Annotated in this window: 18 protein-coding genes; 10 read left to right on the top strand and 8 right to left on the bottom strand. The window is 51.4% G+C overall.

Annotated elements, in window-relative coordinates; translation table 11 throughout:
* Positions 1–76 precede the first annotated feature (76 nt).
* Positions 77–1,594 carry a LuxR C-terminal-related transcriptional regulator gene (locus tag AC27N8_RS02190; protein ID WP_487063497.1) on the bottom strand — a complete coding sequence of 506 codons (1,518 nt, stop codon included), beginning with the start codon at positions 1,592–1,594 and terminating at the stop codon, positions 77–79.
* A gap of 177 nt (positions 1,595–1,771) precedes the next feature.
* Between AC27N8_RS02190 and AC27N8_RS02185 the strand changes: the two genes are divergently transcribed.
* Entirely contained in the window at positions 1,772–4,438 is a 2,667-nt protein-coding gene (locus AC27N8_RS02185) for a tetratricopeptide repeat protein (protein ID WP_487063495.1), read from the top strand.
* Between the two features lie 250 nt (positions 4,439–4,688).
* On the opposite strand, the gene AC27N8_RS02180 is transcribed toward AC27N8_RS02185, so the two are convergent.
* Positions 4,689–5,141: a toll/interleukin-1 receptor domain-containing protein gene (locus AC27N8_RS02180; protein ID WP_487063493.1), complete on the bottom strand. Its 453-nt coding sequence runs from the start codon at positions 5,139–5,141 to the stop codon at positions 4,689–4,691.
* A gap of 463 nt (positions 5,142–5,604) precedes the next feature.
* Positions 5,605–6,057, bottom strand: coding sequence for a GNAT family N-acetyltransferase (locus AC27N8_RS02175; RefSeq protein WP_487063491.1), 453 nt, complete (start codon positions 6,055–6,057; stop codon positions 5,605–5,607).
* Positions 6,058–6,215: 158 nt separating this feature from the next.
* Between AC27N8_RS02175 and AC27N8_RS02170 the strand changes: the two genes are divergently transcribed.
* Positions 6,216–8,240 carry a S9 family peptidase gene (locus AC27N8_RS02170; protein WP_487063489.1) on the top strand — a complete coding sequence of 675 codons (2,025 nt, stop codon included), beginning with the start codon at positions 6,216–6,218 and terminating at the stop codon, positions 8,238–8,240.
* A 342-nt stretch (positions 8,241–8,582) separates the two neighbouring features.
* Here the strand turns inward: AC27N8_RS02170 and AC27N8_RS02165 are convergent, their stop codons facing one another.
* The gene (locus AC27N8_RS02165) at positions 8,583–8,813 is read right to left on the bottom strand and encodes an NlpC/P60 family protein (RefSeq protein ID WP_487063487.1); all 231 of its coding nucleotides are present in this window, start codon (positions 8,811–8,813) and stop codon (positions 8,583–8,585) included.
* On the bottom strand, positions 8,762–9,550 hold the full coding sequence (locus AC27N8_RS02160) for a peptidoglycan-binding domain-containing protein (protein WP_487063485.1): 789 nt from the start codon (positions 9,548–9,550) through the stop codon (positions 8,762–8,764). Before AC27N8_RS02160 ends, AC27N8_RS02165 begins: the two co-directional genes overlap by 52 nt.
* 244 nt (positions 9,551–9,794) lie before the next feature.
* Between AC27N8_RS02160 and AC27N8_RS02155 the strand changes: the two genes are divergently transcribed.
* The 4 genes from AC27N8_RS02155 (at position 9,795) to AC27N8_RS02140 (ending at position 13,390) form a co-directional block, all read left to right on the top strand.
* Complete coding sequence (locus AC27N8_RS02155) at positions 9,795–10,235, top strand: MarR family winged helix-turn-helix transcriptional regulator (protein WP_487063483.1); 441 nt, start codon at positions 9,795–9,797, stop codon at positions 10,233–10,235.
* A 137-nt stretch (positions 10,236–10,372) separates the two neighbouring features.
* Positions 10,373–11,356, top strand: a complete 984-nt coding sequence (locus AC27N8_RS02150) for a zinc-binding alcohol dehydrogenase family protein (RefSeq protein WP_487063481.1) — start codon at positions 10,373–10,375, stop codon at positions 11,354–11,356.
* A gap of 439 nt (positions 11,357–11,795) precedes the next feature.
* The gene (locus AC27N8_RS02145; RefSeq protein ID WP_487063479.1) at positions 11,796–12,383 is read left to right on the top strand and encodes a hypothetical protein; all 588 of its coding nucleotides are present in this window, start codon (positions 11,796–11,798) and stop codon (positions 12,381–12,383) included.
* Positions 12,380–13,390 carry a phosphotransferase enzyme family protein gene (locus AC27N8_RS02140; protein ID WP_487063477.1) on the top strand — a complete coding sequence of 337 codons (1,011 nt, stop codon included), beginning with the start codon at positions 12,380–12,382 and terminating at the stop codon, positions 13,388–13,390. Before AC27N8_RS02145 ends, AC27N8_RS02140 begins: the two co-directional genes overlap by 4 nt.
* A gap of 591 nt (positions 13,391–13,981) precedes the next feature.
* Here the strand turns inward: AC27N8_RS02140 and AC27N8_RS02135 are convergent.
* The 3 genes from AC27N8_RS02135 to AC27N8_RS02125 are packed head-to-tail and all read right to left on the bottom strand — an operon-like array spanning position 13,982 to position 19,686.
* Entirely contained in the window at positions 13,982–15,505 is a 1,524-nt protein-coding gene (locus AC27N8_RS02135; protein WP_487063475.1) for an FGGY-family carbohydrate kinase, read from the bottom strand.
* A gap of 14 nt (positions 15,506–15,519) precedes the next feature.
* Entirely contained in the window at positions 15,520–16,935 is a 1,416-nt protein-coding gene (locus AC27N8_RS02130) for an L-fucose/L-arabinose isomerase family protein (RefSeq protein ID WP_487063473.1), read from the bottom strand.
* Between the two features lie 48 nt (positions 16,936–16,983).
* Positions 16,984–19,686, bottom strand: coding sequence for a GH116 family glycosyl hydrolase (locus tag AC27N8_RS02125; protein ID WP_487063471.1), 2,703 nt, complete (start codon positions 19,684–19,686; stop codon positions 16,984–16,986).
* Between the two features lie 239 nt (positions 19,687–19,925).
* Here AC27N8_RS02125 and AC27N8_RS02120 point away from each other — a divergent pair, with 239 nt between their 5' ends.
* The 4 genes from AC27N8_RS02120 to AC27N8_RS02105 all read left to right on the top strand — a co-directional run bounded on the left by AC27N8_RS02120 (position 19,926) and on the right by AC27N8_RS02105 (position 23,999).
* Positions 19,926–21,290 carry an ABC transporter substrate-binding protein gene (locus AC27N8_RS02120; protein WP_487063469.1) on the top strand — a complete coding sequence of 455 codons (1,365 nt, stop codon included), beginning with the start codon at positions 19,926–19,928 and terminating at the stop codon, positions 21,288–21,290.
* Positions 21,291–21,394: 104 nt separating this feature from the next.
* Positions 21,395–22,375, top strand: coding sequence for a carbohydrate ABC transporter permease (locus AC27N8_RS02115; RefSeq protein WP_487063467.1), 981 nt, complete (start codon positions 21,395–21,397; stop codon positions 22,373–22,375).
* Positions 22,376–22,390: 15 nt separating this feature from the next.
* Entirely contained in the window at positions 22,391–23,266 is an 876-nt protein-coding gene (locus AC27N8_RS02110; protein WP_487063465.1) for a carbohydrate ABC transporter permease, read from the top strand.
* 4 nt (positions 23,267–23,270) lie between these two features.
* Entirely contained in the window at positions 23,271–23,999 is a 729-nt protein-coding gene (locus tag AC27N8_RS02105) for a hypothetical protein (protein WP_487063463.1), read from the top strand.
* Positions 24,000–24,019 lie beyond the last annotated feature (20 nt).

Raw genomic sequence — 24,019 nt, 5'->3', positions numbered from 1 at the left:
TTCATTACCGTCACAGACAACACTCATGTAAACGGAGTTGAAATTCCTGGTTAATGTTGATGTCTGATCTTTTTTCTTAGAACAGGCGATGCTCAAACACATAGTATGTGGCTGCGCTACGCGATGAGACTTGAAGCTTGCGATAAATAGATGTCAGATGAAAGTTGACGGTACGATAGCTGATGACGAGCTGTTCGGCGATCTGAGCGTCACTGAGTCCTTGTGATGTCAGGCGGAGCACTTCGAGCTCGCGGTTCGTTAAATTTTCTCTTCTTCTCTGCTTGTGAGAAAGATGACTGGCTGGCTCAGAACCGGGCTGTTCCGGCTTGCCCTTTTCCATCCAGGCCGGATCGTATGCAATGCTCTGATACGTATGTATGGCCTCGCTTTGCTTCAGGTGCTCCTGAGCGAAGATACGGATCATTTCAGGCAGCATAAAACATGGCTCATCTAGCTCCTCGTCCCAGTGTACCTGTAACAAGTGCTGGTCAACCAGCGCGTGCACAATATCCCATAACGGTACAGACGAAGTCCCCTGCTGACTAGCAGGATAAACATGCTCAATTGCCGTGAAGGGAAAGTTATCCGCAACCGTGCTGAGCGCCTGGATGACCTGTCGCTCTGGTTCCGTCAGGAGGGAGAAGCTCCACTCCAGGCTTTGGGCGAGCGTTTGATGGCGTTGCGGCACATTGCGCATCTCATTTGTCAATGTGGATAGCCAGTCCGAGCTCTCGCGCAGGCGCTGGAGGAGTTCTTTGGGCGAGAGAAGCTTGCTGCGTGTGGCTGCAAGTTCCAGGGCGAGAGGCAGTCCCGCCAGACGTACACAGATCTCCGCTATCACTGCCATATTATTTGGGGTGATGTGAAAATTGGGATGAAGAGCATGTATGCTCTGCACAAAAAGTGCAATTGCTGTATACTGTAAAAGGTTCTCATGTGCGATTTGCGAGCTAAGATCAGGAAGTGTCAGAGGCGCAACAGAAAACGTATATTCCTCTTGAAGGCCCAGGCGCCTGCGGCTGGTGACTAAACATGTCAGATAGGGGCAGGCTTCGATTAAATGAGCTAAGTCTAGCGCCGCTGATATGACATGCTCCATGGTGTCGATGAGCAACAAAGCATGTTTCGTTTGCAAGGCAGATTGTAGCGTTTCCAGTAATGGTTGATCGTCTCTCTTTTCAATAGATAAAGCCAGAGCGATAGCTTCAAGCATTTGCTCCGGCTGGAGGATTGCAGCTAAAGAGATAAAGTAGATGCCGTCAATAAAGGTATCGCGCAACTGCGTCGCGGCGTGTAAAGCCAGTCGGGTTTTACCGACTCCTCCCATGCCAATCAAGGTCACTAATCTGGTCGCTGGCGCACATAGGATGCGTGAGAGAGTCTGAAGGTCTTGCTCGCGGCCAACAAGTGTTCCTGCATAGGTGGGCAAAGACAAAGGGCCTGGAGCTGTGATCATGTGCTGCCTGGTTGCCGCATACAGCGATGAAAAGTTCTCTGTCCCTACTTGATCAAGAGTGTCTTTGGATACCTGGATACTGGTATTTTCATGAGCAAAAAGTTTTTTGAGATGAGTTGTAGATGTTCGTTTTAACATGTATATCTCCTATTTAGAGAATTTAATCCTTTGCCACTGGGACATATATTTCTGGCTAGCTCTTATTAAGAGAATACTTGCATCTAAGGGCGAAATATATAGCACCGACCTATCATTCATCTATCAACTGTGTATGAAGGCGTCTCGATGAGAGAGCCTGACTAGAAAGAGGCGATTGTGGTTAAAAAGGCAATCCAGGCAAATCCCAACAATCTATTGAGAACAGCTCGCAAGGAGCGCGGTTGGACCCAGCAGTACGTTGCCGATCAGATAGGGGCGCCATTGTCGCTGAATGTGACGCGCTGGGAGAGAGGTACCGCTGCTCCCAGCGCCTACTATGCACAAAAGCTCAGCCAGCTTTTTGGAAAGTCGCTGCAGGAATTGGGGCTATGGGAGGAGGAACGGATTCCCTCTAACTCGGCGGGAGAGGAAGCCATCGAAGTTAGCGGACCTCTCTGGAACGTTCCCTATCGCCGCAATCCCTTCTTTACGGGGCGTGAGGATTTACTCGCGTTTCTCCAGCAACAGTTTTTCACGAACGCTACGGGAGCCCTGACGCAATCCTATGCGCTGCATGGTCTGGGAGGTATTGGCAAGACCCAACTCGCCATCGAGTATGTCTATCGGTACCGAGAAGCCTATCAGGCTATTTTCTGGATACGTGCGGCTAGTTATGAGACGTTGATTGCAGACTTCGTGCAACTGGCCATCTTCCTGCGTCTTCCTGGTTCAGACATCCAGGACCAGATGAGCATTGTTGACACTGTCAAACGCTGGCTGCATCAGCAGGATGGCTGGTTGCTGATCCTGGATAATGCGGATGAACTGGCTGAACTGGCTGATTTCTTGCCTATGAGCACGAGGGGACATCTGCTGCTCACAACACGAGCTTCAGCGACCGGGACAATTGCTCCCAGCCTGGCTATAGAGAAGATAAGCGAAGAAGATGGCTGTTTACTCCTGCTGCGACGAGCAAATCTGTTACCACCGACCGCTTCATTAACGGATATTCCCACTGAGATGCTGACTCAGGCTCGGGAACTTGTCAGGGCTCTTGATGGGCTGCCGCTGGCGCTTGATCAGGCGGCCGCGTACATTGAGGAGACTGGCTGTGGACTGATTGGCTACCTGGAACTGTATCAGCAATATTGTCTGGATCTGCTCCAATGGCAACGTAACGGACCATCCGAGTATCCGTATAGCGTTGCGAGTAGCTGGTTGCTCTCGTTTCGACAGGTCGAGGAGGCCGACCCTGCTGCTGCTGACCTGTTACGCTTATGTGCCTTCTTAGATCCAGATGCGATCTCGGAGGCGATGCTGATGGCCGGAGCCGATGCACTTGGCCCATTGCTGCGCTCGGCAATGACAAATCTCTTTCAGATGAATCGCATGATCGGCGTGCTGCGCCGTTTCTCTCTGGTCCAGCGTGATACCGAGTCCAGAGCCTTGAGCGTGCATCGGCTGGTGCAGGCAGTGCTCAAAGGCAGGATGGATGAGAGTACGCGGCGACAGTGGGCGGAGTATACAGTATGTATGGTGAATGCCGCTTTTCCTGAGGTTGAGTTGCAGACATGGTTCCTCTATGAGCGATGTCTTCCACATGTGATGAGCTGTGCCGCATTGATAAAACAATATCAATTAATCTCACGTGAAGCCGGGCGGCTACTTACGCACGCCGGTTGGTATCTGGGTGAACGGGGAAGGTATCCGCAAGCTCAGGTATTATTGTCCCAGGCGCTCACGCTGCGAGAGCAACTGTTTGGTCCTGAAGATCTTGAGACAATCACGACGCTGCTCTATCTGGGAGAACTGTATCAGCATCAGGGACACTATCAACAAGCCGAGTCACATCTGCAACGCGCTCTGGAGGTGCGTGAACGGGTGCTGGGACCAGAGCATGCCGATGTGGCTTTGGTGTTGCATCTGCTGGGTACTAATTCTCTCTTTGTTGAACACTACATGCAAGCGGAAACGCTCTTGCAACGAGCATTGTTGATTCGGGAGCAGACAGCAGGACCAGAAAGCCGTGAGGCCGCTTCTACCCGGCTCGCGCTGGCGCAGAACAATGTTCGTTGGGGACGCTACGCCGCTGCCGAAGCGCTTTTTACGCGTGTGTTGCCGATGTATGAACGGCTATTTGGTCTGGATCATCCTAACTCCGCCACCGTGCTGGGAATGATGGGTCTCCTGTACAATTATCAAGGGAAATATCTATTGGCCAAGGAGTATATCCAGCGTTCACTACACTATAGCGAGAAAGTGTTGGGGCTGGAGCATCCTGAGACGGCGACGAAAATGGGAAATCTTGGGCTGATCTATTCCAAACTGGGCGATCTGGAGGCGGCAGCCGATCTCTATCGTCGCGTACTTCCCATTCATGAAAAGGTGCAGGGAGAGGAGCATCCGTATACCGGCGGCACATTGAGCAATCTGGCGAATATCTATACCCTTCAGGGGAAGTACGAACAGGCCGAACCACTCCATTTACGCTCCCTGACTATCTATGAAAAGGCCGTGGGAAAGGAGAGCGTTGATGTGGCCATCACGCTGCGTAGTCTGGGATATCACTATTATTGCCAGGGGAAGTATGCACAGGCCGAGTCGCTCGGTCTGCACGCACTGGAGATCTTTGAGCATATGCTCGATCCCGAAAATGCTCGTACCGCCTCCGCCTTGCATCTGCTGGCAGGCGTCTATGCAGGGCAGGAGCGCGTGCCAGAGGCTCATGAATTCTATCGGCGAGCGATCTCCATGCGAGAACATGTGCTTGGTTCGGAGCATCCAGATACCAGCGCTGTGGTGCAAGAGTATTCCTCCTTTCAAGCCAAACACAAAGGGAAGTAGTCTATGGAGCGCTTCATGGGGAGACAGGTAGAATGAGGTCGAGCGAAGCGAAGACACGTAGCGTCGCACGCTTGCGTGCGATGTCCCTGTGACTCGTACGAAATAGTGGGAGCTCGGCGCGCCATGATCATACGTCGAGTGGGACATCGTGCCCGAGGGCACGACGCTACGGTGTCTTCGCTTCGCTCGACACTGATTATGGGAACACTGCTTGCTTCGGCCAGCCAATTCATACGAGAGCCAATTCTGCTCAGGAATGCATCTCGCCAATGATCTGGCGGATTTCTTGGACGAGGCTTGTCATTGCCTCTTCGCTCTTGCTCCATTGGGTCAGGGGGATGCCATTGCCGGGCAATGCCTGGAGCGTTCCAAGCGCGGTTTGCTGCCAGTTGACAGGACTCAGGAGAATGGGAATGGTACGAGCTTTTCCTCTTTCGTGTTGCTCAATGGCTCGTGGCATTTCTACGGTAGAACAGTATCGCGAGGCGAGGTAGTGCTTACTGAGAAGTAGAAGGATTAGATCAGAGGTAGAGATATGGTAGTTGATCAACGACATGATCTCTGTTCCCGGTGGAACGGCGCTTTCATCCCATGTAGTAATATATCCTTGCTGCTTGAAGGCTTCCAGATGGCTGGTGAGCTTCTCCAACCATCCTATGTCGTCACGATTATATGAGTAAAAAATCTTGATGGATCTTTTCATCAGCAGACCTTTCCTTCTTTTTGCCTCTCTTTTTTCGTCAAGAGCCGGTGATGTATGCCAACTCTTCTCTGTGCATTCAATATATATAGACGAAGATTCGGCCAACTTTGAGAATTGATGCCATTCTATGGGTGCACTTTACTTTTTTGCAGGGGGAACGCTATATCCAGTAGCGCTTCCATGACCAGTGTCAAGCGAAGCGAGGACAGTGTGGCGTCGCTTGACAGCTTTTTGCTGGCCTCCCAGGACAAAACGGAGCAGCTTGTCGGTCTGAAGCAACGCATATGTTGCTTTAAGGTGTGAAGTTAAGGTTACTTCTGAAGACCTGAGGACGTTACCGAATGCTGCCTGCCGATCAGGGAGGGTGGTGTTGGGGATCCGAGGCGCTTGCTATGCCCCTTCTCTGCTTGCAAGCATACAACCTAGAGTGTGCTCTAGGTCAAGTGTATTAAAAAGACCACTCTCATGGCAGCTTTTTCCGCAGAAAGACCCGGCGATAGCCGTTTTGCTCCTGTCGTCCTTCTTCCTCAAATCCCAGCTTGTGATAAAAAAGGAGATTTTCTGTCATCATTTCATGGGTGTAGAGGCAAACTTCATCCAATTGCTCCGCTTGGGCTTGCTTTTCAACAAATGCCATGAGCATATGTCCCAACCCTTGTCCTTGAAAGTGTGGATCAACTGCGATATTCTCGACAAATATGCCCTTGCCCTGTGGCTTCATCACCAGTACCCCTAGAATCCCTTTTTCGCCTGCAAGTACGTAGACAATTCCCTGCTCGATGAGAGCTTTGTAATCAGCGAGCATTGGTGCGGGCTTTCCTCCGATCCGTTCGATATACCTGGCGTAGGCTGCCTGAACGCAATTTACAAGAGCGTCTTGATCTTCCTGTCTGGCCTGTCGAATGATGCGATCCATATGGCTTCCCTCCTTTTTAGCAATCAGACTCAGTGTAGCATACGCTGGCGAAGCAGATATCTTTTTGCGTTTTTTCATAAAGTGTGACTTATTAATATCAATACCGGTTGTGCAAACTCTTGATTGCAAAAAGGCTGACAAGATAAAGGAATAATGGAATGACACGTTCGATTACCATTGATGATCTGTATAGCTTGAAGGTTGTGGGTAGCCCCACTATTTCTCCAGATGGGAGACATATTGCGTATGTCGTGACTTCCATTGATGAAAAGAAGCATAAATATCTCTCATCTATCAGAGTGGCCTCTCTGGAGAGCGGAGAGATACGCTATTTTACGGCGAGTTCGACGAATGCGAGTAGTCCGGCCTGGTCTCCCGATGGACGCTGGTTGGCGTTCGTCTCGAATCGCGCCAGTGAGCGTCCCGCTGAGAAGTCGCAGAAGCCCAAGGATAAAGATAAAGCGCAGATCTGGATTATGCCGACCGATGGCGGTGAAGCCTATCAATTGACCTTTATGGAGCTGGGAGCATCATCTCCCGCCTGGTCTCCAAACGGGCAGCAAGTACTTTTTAGCGCTCAGGTCAAAGTGGTGGAAGAAGAGGCCGATGAGGATAATGATGTGCCAAAGATACATGTCGTGGAACAGCTCTTCTATCGTATGAACGGTGTGGGCTTTACCAATGAGACGCGCTCGCATCTGTATCTGGTGGATCGTACTGGCGGGGATGTGAAGCAGATAACTGATGGCGATTGGAACGATAGTCAACCAGCCTGGTCGCCCGATGGTACACAGATTGCCTATCTCTCTAATCATGATGAGGAGCGCTGGAGTATCCCGAGAAGTGATCTGTATGTCTTGTCGCTGCCGGATGGTAATCCGCGTCGCGTTACCGATGGCTCATTGAGCTGTGGCTCTCCTTCCTGGTCGCCCGACGGAGAAACGATCGCTATGCTGACTGCTCCGGTCGCTGCTGCATCAGGATATGCCTATTTGAGTCGTATCGGGTCCCGCGAAGAAAACGCCAGCCCCATTGTGCTCACAAAAAACAATGAATTTACTCTCGCAGAAAAGACCAATGCAGATGTCATGGCAGAGGTTGCGAATCAGACCGCAGCCTGGTCAGCTGACGGACAAACACTTTTTGCCCTGGTCTCTCTGCGGGGAGCTGGAATCGTCTATGCTATCTCCGCTTTTGGGGAAGAACAACGATCTGTCGCGATTACAAGTGATCAGAACATGCATGTGCGCGGTTTTAGCGTCGATGCTGCCAAGCAAACGCTGGCCTTACTCGTTGGTGATGCCACGCATCCTCATGAAATCTATACCTGTGCCATAAATCAAGCTGGTAGTGAGCTGCAACGTGTCTCACACGAGAATGATGAGTTTCTGACGGAGCTACAGATAGCGGATCTGGAGGTCATTCGCTATCCAGGTGCAGACGGCTGGCCCATAGAAGGGTGGATACTCAAGCCGTATGACTTTGATCCGACCCAAAAGTATCCATTGGTGACAGAGGTTCATGGTGGACCTAATACACAGTATGGGTATACGTTTTTTCATGAGATGCAGGTATTGGCGGCACAGGGCTATGTGGTCTTTTTCTGCAATCCGCGCGGGAGCGTCGGGTATGGCTATGAATTTGCCGATGCAGTACGCCTTGCCTGGGGCGAAAAAGATTCTGTGGATATTCTGTTGGGTATCGATGAGGTGATTAAACGAGGCTATATCGATGAGCAACGTTTGGCTATCACAGGGGGTAGCTACGGTGGCTTTATGACAAATTGGCTGATAACGCACTCTGATCGCTTTAAAGTTGCTATCACGGATCGCTGTGTCAGCAATATGGCCACCATGTTTGGTGTGAGCGATATTGGTTGGCATTTCGTCGAGGATCACGTGGGGACAACTCCCTGGGAAGATCTTGATACATATATGCAGCGATCACCAATAGCTCTGGTAAATAATATCCACACGCCACTGCTCATCATCCATAGCGAGCAAGATCTGCGCTGTAACATTGAGCAGGCAGAACAACTCTTCGTGGCTCTAAAATATCTGGGGCGCGAAGTGAAATTCGTACGCTTTGAGGGCCAGAATCACGAGCTTTCACGGAGTGGACATCCCAAGCTGCGTAAAGCACGACTTCAATATATGCTTGATTGGTTTGCTCAACATATATAGCGGCGTACATATCTATCCTTAATCTGCAAGGTACTGAAATTCCTACGACTGGAGTGGAGTAATGCTGAGAACTATTGCCTCAGCATTGCTCCACTTTTGAGTTGCTTAGTTGTTTATTTGATAATCAAGTAGTTCAGACCGATGGGACGTTTATGCGCATTGGCGATATGCAGTCCAGCATAGTGCAGGCGCATTCTTGAGCAAATGTTCATCGATATGAAGAATGTTTTCCTCTGCGATGCCAATGATCTGCAAGGAACTATCTTCAAGAGCGTACGAAAAGATTTAGAGACTGTTCCCTGCTCCAAGCTCCAAATGAAGTAGGAAACAGTCAAATGATCATCAATAGGCGTAGTAGCCAAGAAAGCCTGATACGTCACTGACATTGTTTGTCTGGACATAGGTACCTGTCTCATATGCGTTGATCATCTTACCATTTCCAATGTAGATGCCAACATGTTCAGTGTCCGTTGTACTCGTTCCAAAGAATGCCAGATTGCCAGGCTGAGCCGCACTGGCGCTCACCTGATGCATGTGAGCAAGCTCACTGTCGGTATTGCCGCTACCCAACACGTCATCACCATACGACAAAGCATAGACCCAGCGGGCAAGCCCGAGCAATCCAGGCCAACGGTGGTATCAGCAGGACATGGCTGAATGGAGCCCGTATAGCCATCGCAGCTTCCCAGAGTCGGTCCAGGTTTGCTGCCATGTCCACCGGCCCAGGAATAGGGAATATCGCCACCGCTCCAGCCTGGCTCAGCGTTGCCGTTCTGGATCGCTTGTGCGTATGAGACAATTTTTGCGAGTGTCGCACTACTTGTCCCAACGAGCGCTTGCCAGGTAGCAACATTTGCCTGACCATTAGCGGTCAACCCCTGGTTGGTTTGGAAACTCTTCACAGCCGCAGTGGTGTTCGCGCCATCATTACCATCAAGGGTTAAATTAGCGCCGTGGGCATTAAGCTGTCGTTGTAATGCCAGCACCTGATCGCCCTGATCACCCTGGCTGGAACTGACAATGAGTGCAGACCAGGTCTGAGGACCAACTTCACCATCAACTCCCAGGCCATTTGCGGATTGAAAACTCTCTACCGCACTTGCAGTCAAAGGTCCAAAATCGCCATCCGCGCTGATCGAATATCCACGCGCTCGGAGCATATACTGAATAGAATAGACGTTTTCTCCAATATTACCTTGTTGGGTAGTCGGCCAACTTGTAGCTGCACTTGCCGAGGGAATATGCAGCATAAAAGTCAGACCGAGTGCGAGCAGTACGCTGAGTATAGGTAGCACATATTTTTTACTCATTACCATTTTTCTTTCTTACTTCTCTTGTTGAAGGACTTTCGAGGAATCATCATGAGACAGTGGAGTTTGAATTCCTATGCAATGCATCGTCTTTTGACAACTATAAGGGTAATATACGTGAAGCGATAGATTTATGAAATAGCATTTAGGGGACACTTTTGATACATTGTTACAAATTGACATAGTTGATATTGAAGTGGTAAGATACGATTATAAATAATAGCTGGCTATTGAAAGGGCTCCTATGGAAAACCCTCGTAATCCTGTCTTCTGGTTGAAGCGTGCCTATCTTTCTACCAGAAAGCATCTTGACGACTCGTTGCAGGCAGATGGTCTGACGGCGGCTCAACTTGAGGTGTTGATGTACTTGTGGGAAGAGGATGGCATGGAGCATCGGGTCCTACAAGAGCATCTGGGCGTGAGTTCTCCAAGCCTGACAAGTGTCATTGACGTGATGGTGCAGCGTGGTTTTGTCGAGAGGCGTATCAGTGCAGAAGATGCGCGCGTTAAGCAGTTGTTCCTGACGGCAAAAGGGCATGCTCTCAGTCAGGAGCAGCAAGCGACCGGTCAGCGTTTCATCAAAGAGATGCTGGCGGGCTTTTCCGAAGGCGAGGCTGCTCTGTTTTTAGAATGGCTCCAGCAGGTAGCCAGGAATATGGGTGATACCTATCATAATCCTTCGTAGTCATTTTTAGAGATGTATATGTGTATAAGCGTAAAATTTTTTGTTCTAAACGGTAGCCAGCTATCTTTTAGATGACTACCGTTTTTTTATGACGAGCGAGAAAAAAGCTTCTATGGAACTTGAAAAGAAAGTGAGAGATGATGAAAGCTATTCGTGTACATCAAGCAGGCGGACCAGAAGTGCTTCAGATTGATGAACTTCCTCGCCCACAACCTCGTTCTGGCTGGGTCCTGATACGTGTGAAAGCCTTTGGTTTGAATCGTTCCGAAATGTATACGCGGCAAGGTTTCTCACCTAACGTCCAGTTCCCACGCGTGTTGGGCATCGAATGTGTCGGCATCGTCGAAGAAGCTCCCGACACAGATTTTATCCCTGGTCAGACGGTCGCGGCGCTGATGGGCGAGATGGGACGGACTTATGATGGTGGATACGCTGAATATACGCTTGTGCCAGCTCAACATGTGATTGTACTCAATACACAGCTTCCATGGGAAACGCTTGCCGCAATCCCTGAAACGTTTATGACGGCCTGGGGATCACTGGTCGATGCCATGGAGATAGCGTCCGGCCAGACACTCTTAATACGTGGCGCGACCTCCGCGCTTGGCCTGGCTTCACTTTCTCTAGCACGGGATAAAGGGTTACGCGTGATTGCGACGACGCGCACTGCTGCCAAAGCTCCTCTGTTGCAACAAAATGGTGCTGAACATGTGGTGATTGATACTGGTCAGATTGCTGATCAGGTGAGAGATCTTGTTCCTGGTGGTGTCAACCGTGTGCTGGAACTGGTGGGCGTGACTACATTGCGTGACTCATTAAAGGCCGTCGCGCCTCGTGGCATCGTATGCAATAGCGGCATCCTGGGGAACGCCTGGATCTTTGATGGCTTTGAGCCGCTCGTTGATATTCCTTCAACGGTGCGTTTGACAGTTTATACCAGCGAAGATCTGGTTGGTCCTTCAGCCAGCACAGCCCTCCAGCACATCGTTGAGGGCGTTGAGCAGAAGCGCTACGCTGCCCATATTGATCGCGTATTCCACTTTGGGCAAATTGTGGAAGCACATCGCTATATGGAAGAGAGCCACGCCACTGGAAAACTTGTGGTGCTTGTTGATGAATAATGTATTCAGGCAACGTAATGCTTTGTCAACAGTCATCGCGCCATGGTTCAAACTGCCAGGATGACTCCTTGCACTAGGCGTCCTGGCCAGCCAACGTAGCGGCGCGGCTCCGCCGTGCTGTCACTTCCCGCACGAACACGTCCCACGTGCAGATGGAAGCAACGCAGACGAGACAATCCACGGCGGGAAGATGTCTCAATGGAACCCTATGAGGAGCGTTTTCGTACGAGTTGGTAAATGACCTATGAAGTGAGACAATCTGGCCCGTAAACGTGAAACATTGCCCTCAATCGCGGAACACTGGGACAAAAATTCCTGGAAAAACCGCTCCCCATCAGGTATACTTGCTTCAAAAGCAGTAAATTGCACTCCTCATCGGGGGAACTGACAAAACATTGGTAGTGCGGAAGACGGACGCATCTATCAGGCGAGGATGTGAATGCGTGCACCAGCAGAGCTGCTGGTCCTGCGCCATGATACGCTCAAGCTCATTGATGGAGCAGGCACAGAGGCTCTCCCCCAAGATCAGAAGCAGGCAGATGTGCCAGGTGTGAATGGAAAGGAACCCGAAGAGCAGCAAACCGTCCCGGAACACGCCACGTTGAACGCTCCGAGCACACCAGAGGAACAGCGCGAAACGGTGAAAGAACAGGAGCCGTCGTCCAAAACTGCCAACTGCACGTTCTCTGGAGTGGTTCGTATCGATCTGCAACGGTTTACCAACAGTGGAATGTCCTCTTTGTGGAAGAATGCGTTCGCTTACCCCAGTCAAAAGGGTCCTCCGGTTCAAAGCGCATCCCCCACTCAAGCAGCAGACGAAACATCCCGCGAAACACTGGTCCAAAGCAGGAAGAACCGACTGGGAGGTGGTTGGAGGGGAATGAACAGCAAGACAAAGCCAATGGGACACCAACTTGAGCAGCTTCGACAAGAAGCGTTTCGCCTGTGTGAGCAGGTAGAGCAAACCGTGACAGACACAACGTTCTTACGTCTCCAATGCATGAATGAAGGTGGGCTATTGCCATGACCGGAATCGAAGCTTCGACCTCTCCCCCTGCCTTGCCGCGCTGGTTCGGACCGAGAGCCAGCCCCGATGATCCGGCCGTCTCGGCCCTGATCGACCGCGTCGCGTGCGGGGCCGGATGGGCAGACATTGGCGGTTCGTTCAACCTCAACGTGCGAATAGACGCTGAGCCACCGGTTGTCCTCCGGGTTCATAGGCCGTGGGTAACGCGCGGCCGAGTGGCTGGACTGCGACGCCTGCGCGAGCGGCTCCAGCACACCCACGTCCGAGTCGCTCGGCCGATTCGGATGTTGGGCTCCGACCTCGTGAGGGTCGCTGATCGTTGGGCTGAGCTTGAGGAGTTCATCGATCACGTGCAGCCGCCGGCAACCCAGGACTCCTACATCCGCCTCTTCGAGGAGCTCGGACGTCTTCACGCGGCGCTCAAAGCAGTCTGGGAGCCCAGTCCGCCCGAACCTCTCGACGACCACAGGACATTGGGCCAACTGCGTTCCTCGGTCGGTTTCACACGCTGCCGGCTCGGACCCCGTAGCGAGCCAGTCGTGCGTCGGATGCGCCAACTGACTGGCGAGCTGTCCAAGCTCCGCAAGGGTGTCGAACTGCCATTCGCGCCGATTCACGGTGACTACCGCTTGGGCAACGCGGTCGAACTGTCAGACGGCTCATGGGTCACCCTGGACCTGGATTTTGTGAGGGTCAGGGAGCGGCTCTACGACATCGCGGGCGCTCTGAGCCTGATGCGCGACCTTCCCAGCATCGCCACCAGCCTGAACCCCGGTGCACAGAGCGGCGAATGGCTCGAACCGCGACGACTGCTTGACGCCTATGAGCGCACCGCTCCGGAACCCCTGACTCCCGACGAGCACCGTTGGCTTCCCGGGGCTCTGGCCCTTGTCCCCTTGCACTGGGCTGCCACCGCCGGACTCAGAGGAGACGGCGTCGAGGAGGCGGAGAGCGCAATGACCGCCGCCGAGGCCTGGTGGTCGCGCCGCGCTGAACTGTCGTCGTAGTCCGGCGCCGCGCTCGGGGACTGAGTTCTCTCGGCCCGGGCCTGTGGGACACCGGTTCGTGTTGGCCCAATCAAGTGAGGTGATGTCTCCGAATACGAACCGCGGCCCACCGTAGCCGGCGGTTGGGTACGGCTTGGCGGCCGGTTGCGTCGAACATTCAGGTCAATTATCCTTCCCGAAGGGGTGCAGATGCGTGGGCGTGTCCAAGATAGCACCAACCTGATCTTCCTTGAGAAGCCATTTGAGATAGATACTTTGCTGGATCTGATCAGACACCACCTCCAGGACTAACATCAACCTTTCTTTTCCCCTCCAATTTACAAAATGAAAGTCGAAAGAAGCCTGATGGGGAGCGGTTTTGTCCAGGAACTTTGTCCCAGTGTTCCGCGATTGAGGGCAATGTTCCACGTTTACGGGCCAGATTGTCTCACTTCGTAGGTCATTTACCACGAGTCACAGACAGCACGGCGGAGCCGCGCCGCTAGGTCGGTGAGCCTCTCACTCCATCGCCTTTCGGATCTGTTTTGGATACCACATCTCCGCACCACATCATCTTTGCCAAATGTGGTGCGGATAAACAAGAAGCCAGAGCTATGAGATGTGCGCGAAGAGTGGTTTGAGTGCTTCGTATGTGGCCTTGTAGCGCGCATAGCCTTCCTGGTAGATAGCCGAAGTGGAAGCATCGGGTTCTATGGTCTTGCCCGCGTGAACCATGGCTTGTGCTGCAGTGCGCAGATCGGGAAAGGCTCCGGCTCCGACAGCGCCGCAGATGGCACTTCCGAGCGTGACTGCATCGGGCTCGGTGGTTAACGTGATCGGTAAGCCTGCGACATCTGCCAGAATTTGTAGCCACAAGGCGCTACGTGTTCCACCTCCGCAGGCAGTGATATGCTGCGTTGGCACGTTCAGTTGCGCAAATTTTTCGAGGATGTGTCGATTCCCATAGGCGGTCCCTTCATAGACTGCGCGTAGCAGGTGCCCTGACGTATGGGCAGGCGTCAGACCCCAGATGGTTCCACGTGCCGCAGGATCTTTGATCGGTGTACGGCTCCCCTGCCAGAAATCGAGGACGGTTAAACCGTCGGCACCAGGATGAATCGCAGCCGCGGCGGCATCTGCTGCGCGATAGCGCTCCTCTCCTATGGGAAGATCGCCGCTGAGCGTATCGAGCAACCAACGCACCGTTCCTCCCGTACTTGCCTGTCCGGCTTCGATGGTCCACTCACCATCGATAACGGCGTTCTCAAATGGTCCCCAGAGGCCCGAGTCGATAACGGGATCGGCGGATTGTATCAGTTGACACGTGGATGTCCCGGTGATCAGTGCCAATGTGCCCGGTGCCAGGACGTTCATTCCTACCATACCCACGTGGGCATCGATGCCGCTCATGGAGACAGCGATGCCGGCTCGTAATCCCAGTTGTTGTGCGATGTTAGCTTTTAATGCACCTGCTGGAACCCCCATTGGGAGCACCTTGCCGGGAATTTTCGCGACCATATCGCTCAAGCCAACCGCGTCAAGCAGATGGGTGGGCCAACCGGCGGGATTTTGCTTATCCGCCGTCGCTCGATAATGCCACTTGGCGGCGGCGCAATTGAGTGGCATAGCCCACTCGCCAGTCAGCTTCCATGTCAGCCAGCCCATCTGATCGACAAGATAGCTTTGTTGATGCCAGAGGTCGGGCTCGTGTTCTTTTAACCAGAGCACTTTTGGCACAGGCCATTCTGCCGGTACGTCGGTGCCACAATAGCGCAATACCGGATCGTGGGTTTCTGTTAACTTACGTGCCTGACTGGTCGCGCGGAGATCCATCCACATGAGGCCCTCGGTGAGGGGAGTGCCATCCTGACTCGTGAGCAGAATATCGCATGGAGCATCAATGGCTAATCCGATCACCTGTTTGCCATCGACTCCATGCTCTTGTATGCACTGCTGTACTGCGGTCACCAGCGCCTGCCACCAATCCATCGGATGTTGGGTCGCCCAACCAGGGTGTGGATAGGATGTTTGATAGTTTTGCCCATAAAAGCCCACAGACTGTCCTTGTAGATCAAAAAGACCTGCTCGCAGTCCTGTGGTCCCGGCATCGATTCCGAGTACCAGCTCTCTCTCCATTGAGTTTGTCCTTTCTACTTTTCGGCGTAGACGTGCGCCTCAATCCCGAGCAATTCAGCGACGGTACGGAGTTCTGTCACCCAATCACCGTAGACGGCATGAATATGATTGCTCGCATATGTGGAGATAAACTCGTCGGCCGAGCACGTAAAACGTGTGAACGCATGTGGCCATGCCAGATCGGTCTGCTTCATCAAGCTCATATTTTTGGCCTCATCATATTGTACAAACTCGCCGCGCAGAATTGCCAGCCAGTAGGTCCCGTTGCGACGGGTTAAGCGTGCGAATGTCGCCTCACCAGGAGATGCGAGGTGATGTACACTGGCTCCTCCTGCCGGGAAGTAGAAGCTCTCGGGATAGAAGTGGACATTTGGCAGGTTGTCCTTGGGATCGAACGAGTGTCCGGCGAAGTATGTGGCATGTTCACCCGAATTGACCAGATCCCAGATGCCCAGGTCAGCGTGATAATGGCGCACATCGGCGAAGAGTACAGGCGTATGCGCGAGATACTTGAAGATTTGCATCGTCAGAGCAGCATCCATATCGGCTTCGGTGGCGCAGACGTGTGGCTCGTGTGGTCCATCCCAGTCATAGGGATCGTTCAAGAAGGCTTCTGTGACATCCATCGTACAGAAATTATTGGTCAGTTCTGGTTGAGCTTTAATGCCTGAGAAATCCAGACGATATTCCTCAATCAGGCGCTTAACCGCATAGGTGGCGCGGATCTGGGTTTTGAGCTTGTCTGGCGTGAGTTGCTTGCCGTCATAATGGATATGTCCAATATTCTCCTCCAACCATTTGAAGGCGGGCTCGACTTTGGCGGCCGGTACTTCGGCGGCCAGACGAATGATCTCTCCCTGGTCGATATGCTCGACGTCGACTCCAAAGAGCGAGAGCCATGTCGCAGGATCAGCTGTCGCCGTGTACATGCCCATAGGACGACCACCAAACAAGCCAAAGGTTTGTCCACGTATACTGGAGACGGCTCCAGCCGCACGAATAAAGCTACGAATTTTGGCATAGATGGCGTCATCCCCGATGTCGCCATACGCCCGAGCATAAGGGGTGCCAGCCTGATTGAGCGAACCAGCGCTGGCAAGCATGCCGACCAGTCCTGGATATTGAGGATTGATATTGCTGAAGAGCATAAATGGACCTGGGGCAAAGCGCGATGCCAGTGCAGGCAAATTAGGAAAGACCCAGACCGCAAAATTGAAAATGGTACAATCGCAGTGCATTGAGGCGAGGCGTTTGGCTTCGCGGACTGCCTGTTCGTTGGTGCAAATGATGGTCTCACTGGCTACAACGTCGTATCCATCTGCTTCTAAGCGCTGCTTGAGTCGGTTCTGGGATTGATGATTCAGCTCATCGACTTCCTCTGCCACGAAGGATCTTCCGTCGGAGAAGGTGAGTATACCAATAGTAGTCATTGAAGATGAACTCCTTTCAAAGACGATGCGGTTACAAATCAATGGTTTTTAGTGCGCGAATGAAATCAGGAGCGTAGTATCCGCGTGCAGGATCACAGGCGTTGTGAATGTGAGCGAACATAGATCTCGGTCCTTGTTGATAGTGATATCAAGCTGTTGATTGTCGGCAGTGACCGTGATATCGGTGGCGCTGCCGGGCAGCGTCAATTGACGTACATGAAGCTCACCAAACGAGCAGGTCAGCCGGGCCTGAGCCGCAGTTGTATCTGTCGCTGGCTGTTGCTCAAAGACTCCCCAACCATCGCGTACAATAAAGGGGGCGCGGAAAACAGTATCATCGGCAACTGGCTGAAACGATAGCGCATCGAGATGGGCATCATAGTGGAATCCACTCATTGCTTCCAGTATAGACCAGCCAGCCATAGCTCGTGCATAGTGGTCGCCACACTCGATCTCGTTATAGGGATTGCGTCTGGTTCCGTCGTAGCGAGCGCGCAGAGCCGACAGGATCTTCATGCCTTCTTTGACGAATCCTTCTGTAATGCAATGAGCTCCAACCTGATATTCGATCCCTGTCCATACCTCATCGCAATAGCGGACCGGAATTTCGGGTCGCCCCCCGTGTGGCCATGTACATACGAGCAGGCCGGCATCGTCTTGATCAGCAAAAACGCGGTAGCCATGAGAAAAACCACGGAAGCCCTCACGAAAGTTATAGCGCACAATTGATTGGAGCGTCTGTCTGACGTGTTCACGTGGCAAGATATATCCCAGTCCTAATTGTTGTGCCCACCATTGGCCGAATAGTTGATCCGCCAGACAGCCCTCGCCGAACTGATTTTCGAGTGGCACTGTGTGATCAATGAGTTGAATGTAATATTCGCCATTCCATAACAACTCGTCGTACTTCTGTTTGCCACGTTCAAACAGTTGTCGATATGTCTCGGCCAGAGCTGTTTGTCCCTGCAACTTACTCAACTCTTCAGCCGCACGCAGAGCTGCGAGCCAGAGTCCACCAATATACATATTGGGGCCATAAAACTCGATGTCATACGTATTGGGCTGCTCACCTTCGAGAACGCCATCCTCATTCTGATCCCAGTTTTTGATGATATAGTCCATCAGGCGCTCAATATGCGGCCACATTTCATCCAACCAGATCGAACCGGCTCCCTGACGAAATTCACGATACGTTTTTAAAACGGTGCCGAGCATTCCATCCAGGGCTGGATGGGTTGGTCCACCAATTGGCTCGTCCCATAATTGTTTGAGGTAGAGTGGCAGAATCGTCCGATGGGGAATATAGCCTTCGGGAGCCTGGATCTGCTTGAGATCGGTCTCACGCATACTCCGCTCCAGTGGCGGGAATAGGCGCGAAAGCGCTTGCTCATAATTCCAGACATGGGTACAGTTGAGTGGACAGGACCCTCCGAAATCGCCGCTCCACATGGAGGTCGATGCCCCCAGTGAGCCCTCAAAACCGTAAAATCTTCCATCCTCAGTCCAAAAGCAGGTAGGGCTACGCATTAAAGATCCCTGAGCAGCCAGAGCTTCGTTGATCCAGGAGGGTAATGTACTGCCATAGATATTCTGCGACCAGCGTCGTGAAGTATCTTTTAACCAGGATTGGTGCTCGATGACATATGTGGCTACATCCATCGCATCAGCGAAACGTGTGTTGTATGCGTTTCCCAGCCAGAAGCGACTACGGCCATAATTGCGCAGGGGACCAAATTGATCAAAATTGACGTAGCGATTGGGAAAATACCAGCTGAGAATGAAGGTGGCCTGGATGGTTTCACCAGGAGCCAGCCAGAATGGCAAGAGAAGTCCTCCATTCCAGGTTTCGCCGGGAGCACTTGCTCCACTGGTGATATGGGCTGTGCTTCTATGTCCACGTTGCTGATTGGCATCTTGCCCACGTACAGGATGGTGGTCCGGATGATAACTTTCCATGATGCGGATGAACTGTTCTGGACTGGTCCAGCGTTCGTAGGCCAGCGTTTCATCTCCCAGGCTGGTCAGAACCATCTGTCCCGCGCCAGGATGATCATCTGGTAGGCTGGGATTCTCCATGATCAGCGCTGTCCGCCCTTTTTTTTCGTATAAACGGTTGACGTTTCCACCATAGAGGGGATTGCGATTTCCACTGCCTGGCGTGATACCATCCCAGCCGACGGCATTCTGTAAGGTTGATCCCAGTACGCCGCATATCTCTCGTTGATCAGGATTATGGAGCGTAAAGGTAAAAATAATCGCAGGGAGACCACTTGCATGCGCGTCTAAAGGGATAAACGGTGAATAAGCCTCTAGTTCAACCTCAATGGGAAGCTCTTTATCTTCATAGCGGATATGCCCAAAGGGATATGAGCCCGTAAATGTTGTATGTTCAACCCCTGTAAATTGACGTAGCAATGATATTTGATCCGCCGGGATCATATCGTCATTCACCAGAGGTGTCTGTTCATGCTCACGTTGCAGCGTTTCGCGCGACTGCAAAATACGTATGGTGTTTAATGGCGGTTCAACGCGGGACGTTCGAATAGCGAAGAAGCTATCCGGCACGAAACCGCGATGATTTACCTGATTCGTGATCTGCCATTGTCTGAGTCCCCCATCACCTCCCAGCGCAATCTGGCCGCTACCCAGGCCACCAAGCGGCATGACAACATGGCGAAGAGCATTCCCCTGATAGCGAGTACCAGACAGGCGTTGTGTAGTACCGGCATGTTTCGAAATCAGATCTGTCATGAATTCTCCCCTACACCAGCAAACGCACAAAGGTATACATTTGCTACTGATACAATTTTAATAAAGTCAGGATAACTTAAAAAATTTTTAAAGTCAAGGGTAGTTTATAAAAACAAATTTAAAATTAAACTAAAATTGGATTGACTTTTAAAAAAACGCATGTTATATTTCGTTTGTCAGTACAGCGCAGCTCGTTGGTGAGCGAAAGAAAGCATTGAATTATTTCAAAGGGGATACCGATGGATAGCAACCGCATTTTTTCATTACTGGATGAAAACTCTCTGTTGGGACGGCGTGGTTTCCTGAAAGGGGCCGGATATACAGGGCTTAGCCTGGCAGCTGGAAGTAGTTTGCTTGCTGCATGTGGCAGTGATCAATCATCATCCACCTCCTCTCAGATTGCGCCTAGAGGTTCAAAAATTTCTGGCAAGCTCAGTATTGCGTATCTGGGCGCTGCCGACCAACAAAAAACCTGGAATGCACTCTTTTCACTTTTCAAAAAACAGTATCCAGACATCGAACTTACCGCGCTACCAAATGCCTCCAATAACTGGGCCGTTTTCTTCAATAGTATTTCTACCCAGATCGCTGGTGGCAAGATTCCTGATGTGGTGCAGGTGGCGACCGAGGGACAACGACTCTTTGCCAGCCGTGGTCTGGTTGAACCTATTGATGCCTATTTAAAACGTGACCAGGCAGATCTAACCGATTTCTTTTCTGACAGCAACCAGAGCATACAGAATATGACGAAACGTAGTTCTCCCGATGGTAACACCTACTATCTACCGGGGGATTTCAACCCGATGTGTATCTGGTACAACACAGAAATGTTTCAGCAGGCAGGTGTGGCTGAGCCGAGCGATAATTGGACCTGGGATGAATTTCTGGCGACAGCGAAAAAGTTAACGAAAGCTGGCGTCTATGGTATGCAAGCGCAGGCTACCTATTTTACTGGTATTATGCCCTGGGTACTTACCAATGGTGGCAACCTCATGAACGCCGATCTGAGCAAATCAACGGCAAATACACCTGCGGTGATTGAGGCACTCACATTTATGCGCGAACTTGTCAGTCAAAAGATTAGTCCAGCGCCAGGCGGTACGTTTGACCCAAATACAGCCATGTCGCAGAATAAACTGGCTATGTTTGGTGGTGGCTGCTGGCCGATTATCAATATACGTGATCTCAATATGGTGAAAAAAGTAAAAATTGCGAAATGGCCACAAAACAAAGCCTCAGGCTCTCCCATCGGCTTTAATGCATATCCTATTATGAAGGCGTCTCCCAATAAAGAAGCCGCCTGGGCTTTCGTGAAATTTATGACTTCCAAGGCTGCTGGACAGTATTTCGTCGAGCAGGGGGCGACGGTGGTCCCTGTACGACGCTCATTGGCGACGAGCAGTTCGTTCTTAAATAATACTCCTCAAGGTATGGATAAACTCTATGCTGCACTCGACTACGGTACACTGCTACCAGCTCCGAATAAAGAAAATGTCATAGAACTGGCTATTGATAATATCCTGGCGCAGGTTCTGAACGGCAATATTACTCCAGCACAAGGGGCTGCTCAGATCGATCAGCAAATTACTTCGGCCCTGAGCTAATGCTACAAGAGGGGAGGATACATGTATCGTGGCGAGCCGTGTATGCTGAATTGATTTCATCATTGAGCAGTTAACGCTTCGTTACGATACATGTTTCAGCGTCTATGAGTATACATTCAAGTGTGTCGCAGGCCGTTCCTGGCTCTGGCATACGAAAAGAAAGTGCCACGCGCACCATCGCAAAAAGCAGCAGGCCAAAAAGAACAAAACAGCAAAAACAGGAAATTTTAGCTGCTTACCTTTTTCTGGCTCCCGCGCTTTTACTGTTTGTCGTCTTTATCGCTGGTCCCTTTGTCGGTGCCCTCGGACTCAGTTTCTATAGCTGGGATATGTTTACGCCTGCGCGCTTTGTAGGATTGGCAAATTATGCCAAGCTGTTGGCAGATAACTCTGTCCATACAGCCCTCTTAAATACGGCGGTATTTACGATAAGTTCACTGGTTTTGCATCTTTTCTTCGGTATGCTACTGGCTCTGGCGGTAAATCGTGCCATTTCAGGCGTACTTAAATACTTCTTGCGTACAGTTTACTTCTTTCCATTTATTATGTCCTGGGCATCCGTCTCGTTAATGTGGCTCTATCTGCTTGATCCTAATTTTGGGATTGTCAATTACTACCTGGGTCATCTGGGCCTGCCAACGCCTAATTGGCTGCAAACCGCTTCTCTGGCGCTTCCAGCCCTGATTATGGTGGATCTCTGGCGCACGCTGGGCTTTACCTTTATGATTCTGCTGGCCGGCTTATCAAGCGTGCCACCGCACTATTACGAGGCGGCTCGCCTGGATGGCGCGGGTGCATGGCAGCGCTTCTGGCATGTTACTGTGCCGCTGATGTCACCTACGCTCTTGTTTGCCAGTGTCGTGACGATTGTTGGCGCTTTCCAGATCTTTGATCCGATGTTCGTGATGACGCTCGGTGGTCCTGGAACGTCAACGTTGAGTATTGTGCTGTACATCTATCAGACAGGCTTCCAATCATTTGAGATGGGATATGCCTCGACCCTGGCCTTGCTGGTCTTCGTTGTTATTCTGCTTGTGACCATTTTACAGTTAAGGATCAGTCGTTACTGGGTATTTTACGAATAAAGGAGGTTACAAAGAATGGCACAAGTTCAAGTGGAACAGGTGAAAACGCGCCGGGCATCACGTACCTGGTTTAAATTAGGAAACTGGGGACTGAATGCTCTCCTCATACTGCTTGGAGTGCTGATGGTCGCACCGTTTGTGTGGCTACTGATCAACTCTTTTTTACCACAAACTTACTCGCTTACCTTGCCTCCCAAGTGGTGGCCTTCACCATTTACGCTAAGTAACTATCAGCAAGTGTTCTCGTTAATTCCCTTCGGATTACTTGTCCTCAATAGCCTTGAGATCACTGGTATCGTGACGATCGGTGGTTTGATTACCAGCTCGCTGGCTGCCTACGCGCTGGCTCGGCTAGATTTTCCCGGACGGAATTTCATTTTTGTGATGTTCCTGTCCGCGCTGATGGTGCCCACTCAGGTGATCGCGATTCCTACCTTTATTCTGATTCGTTCGCTTGGCCTGCTGGATACTCATGAGGCTGTTTATCTCCCGGCCTTGATCAATGTGCTGGGAATTTTTCTGTTACGCCAGTTCTTTCTGACGATCCCGAAAGAATTAGAGGAGGCAGCTCGTCTGGAGGGGGCGGGCTATTTTCGTATCCTGGTGCAGATCATTATACCGCTGGCAAGACCTGCTCTGGCTTCGTTGGCAATTTTTATCTTCCAGACGACCTGGAACGATTTCTTTTGGCCCAATCTTTTCCTCTCATCGCCAAGCAAGATGACGATCCCTCTGGGACTGGTCACATTGCAAAATCCATATGGAGGTGGTGCACCACCCACCGTCGTATTTGCGGGCATCTCAATGGTTCTGGTTCCGATCTTCCTGATCTTTCTATTCGCACAGCGCTCAATCACTGAAAGTATCGCCGCGACCGGCTTGAAAGGATAATGGGATGAAAATGCATCTGTCTCATGGCTTTCAATCGTATGATCTGCCGCAACCGCTCCGTCTGGTGAAGATGATGTTTGACCATCTGCCATTCATCTTACTCGCCAATATCGCACTCTGTATGGCGACACTTCCTGCCGCTCTGGCCTGGATTGCGGGCATGCCCGTGCTGGCTCTCTGGCTGGCGGTGATCATCGTGGCACCCGTGTGGGCCTGGACGAGTATGGCCTCAAATACGCTGCTACTTGGACAAAGTATCCGCTGGCGTGTCAGTCCATTGACACTGCTACGGGGTTGGTATGCGGCTGTGCGTATTGGATGCATTCCCGCATTGATTGCGACTATCTTTATCGTAACGTGGCGTATTATAGGAATGTACCATCAAGCCATGTGGCTGTATCTGCCGCTCTTTATTGATGGCTGTATCGCAACGCTGGTTCTGCTCGCATCTCTATCGGCCTTCTCCCTGGCGGCATCGCACTCACTGCGCGGTTGGCGCTTATGGAAGACTGCTCTGGCAATCAGTCGGTTACAACTGGGAAAACTCCTTGGTAGCTTGATTGTCTTTCTCATCCTGGTATGGCTCTGTATCGCATTCAATGCAAGTCTTGTCTCGCTGCTGGGTGCACCGCTGGCTTTTTATTTAGCGAGCGTCACACAGCAGACTTGTACGTCTTTACAAAATCAAGCGAAAGACGTGGAAGATTTATGGACAGAAAATGGTGGTGTCTGATATGTTTATAGCAGAGAGTT

The organism is Dictyobacter sp. Z7_2, from assembly GCF_057551105.1.
This window is presented reverse-complemented; position numbering and strand designations above follow the sequence as displayed.

What these genes read in the sequence shown, in the direction of transcription:
- AC27N8_RS02190 (WP_487063497.1), bottom strand. Translation starts at nt 1,594, where the DNA reads ATGTTAAAACGAACATCTACAACTCATCTCAAAAAACTTTTTGCTCAT.
- AC27N8_RS02180 (WP_487063493.1), bottom strand. Translation starts at nt 5,141, where the DNA reads ATGAAAAGATCCATCAAGATTTTTTACTCATATAATCGTGACGACATA.
- AC27N8_RS02175 (WP_487063491.1), bottom strand. Translation starts at nt 6,057, where the DNA reads ATGGATCGCATCATTCGACAGGCCAGACAGGAAGATCAAGACGCTCTT.
- AC27N8_RS02170 (WP_487063489.1), top strand. Translation starts at nt 6,216, where the DNA reads ATGACACGTTCGATTACCATTGATGATCTGTATAGCTTGAAGGTTGTG.
- AC27N8_RS02160 (WP_487063485.1), bottom strand. Translation starts at nt 9,550, where the DNA reads ATGAGTAAAAAATATGTGCTACCTATACTCAGCGTACTGCTCGCACTC.
- AC27N8_RS02155 (WP_487063483.1), top strand. Translation starts at nt 9,795, where the DNA reads ATGGAAAACCCTCGTAATCCTGTCTTCTGGTTGAAGCGTGCCTATCTT.
- AC27N8_RS02150 (WP_487063481.1), top strand. Translation starts at nt 10,373, where the DNA reads ATGATGAAAGCTATTCGTGTACATCAAGCAGGCGGACCAGAAGTGCTT.
- AC27N8_RS02145 (WP_487063479.1), top strand. Translation starts at nt 11,796, where the DNA reads ATGCGTGCACCAGCAGAGCTGCTGGTCCTGCGCCATGATACGCTCAAG.
- AC27N8_RS02140 (WP_487063477.1), top strand. Translation starts at nt 12,380, where the DNA reads ATGACCGGAATCGAAGCTTCGACCTCTCCCCCTGCCTTGCCGCGCTGG.
- AC27N8_RS02135 (WP_487063475.1), bottom strand. Translation starts at nt 15,505, where the DNA reads ATGGAGAGAGAGCTGGTACTCGGAATCGATGCCGGGACCACAGGACTG.
- AC27N8_RS02130 (WP_487063473.1), bottom strand. Translation starts at nt 16,935, where the DNA reads ATGACTACTATTGGTATACTCACCTTCTCCGACGGAAGATCCTTCGTG.
- AC27N8_RS02125 (WP_487063471.1), bottom strand. Translation starts at nt 19,686, where the DNA reads ATGACAGATCTGATTTCGAAACATGCCGGTACTACACAACGCCTGTCT.
- AC27N8_RS02120 (WP_487063469.1), top strand. Translation starts at nt 19,926, where the DNA reads ATGGATAGCAACCGCATTTTTTCATTACTGGATGAAAACTCTCTGTTG.
- AC27N8_RS02115 (WP_487063467.1), top strand. Translation starts at nt 21,395, where the DNA reads ATGAGTATACATTCAAGTGTGTCGCAGGCCGTTCCTGGCTCTGGCATA.
- AC27N8_RS02110 (WP_487063465.1), top strand. Translation starts at nt 22,391, where the DNA reads ATGGCACAAGTTCAAGTGGAACAGGTGAAAACGCGCCGGGCATCACGT.
- AC27N8_RS02105 (WP_487063463.1), top strand. Translation starts at nt 23,271, where the DNA reads ATGAAAATGCATCTGTCTCATGGCTTTCAATCGTATGATCTGCCGCAA.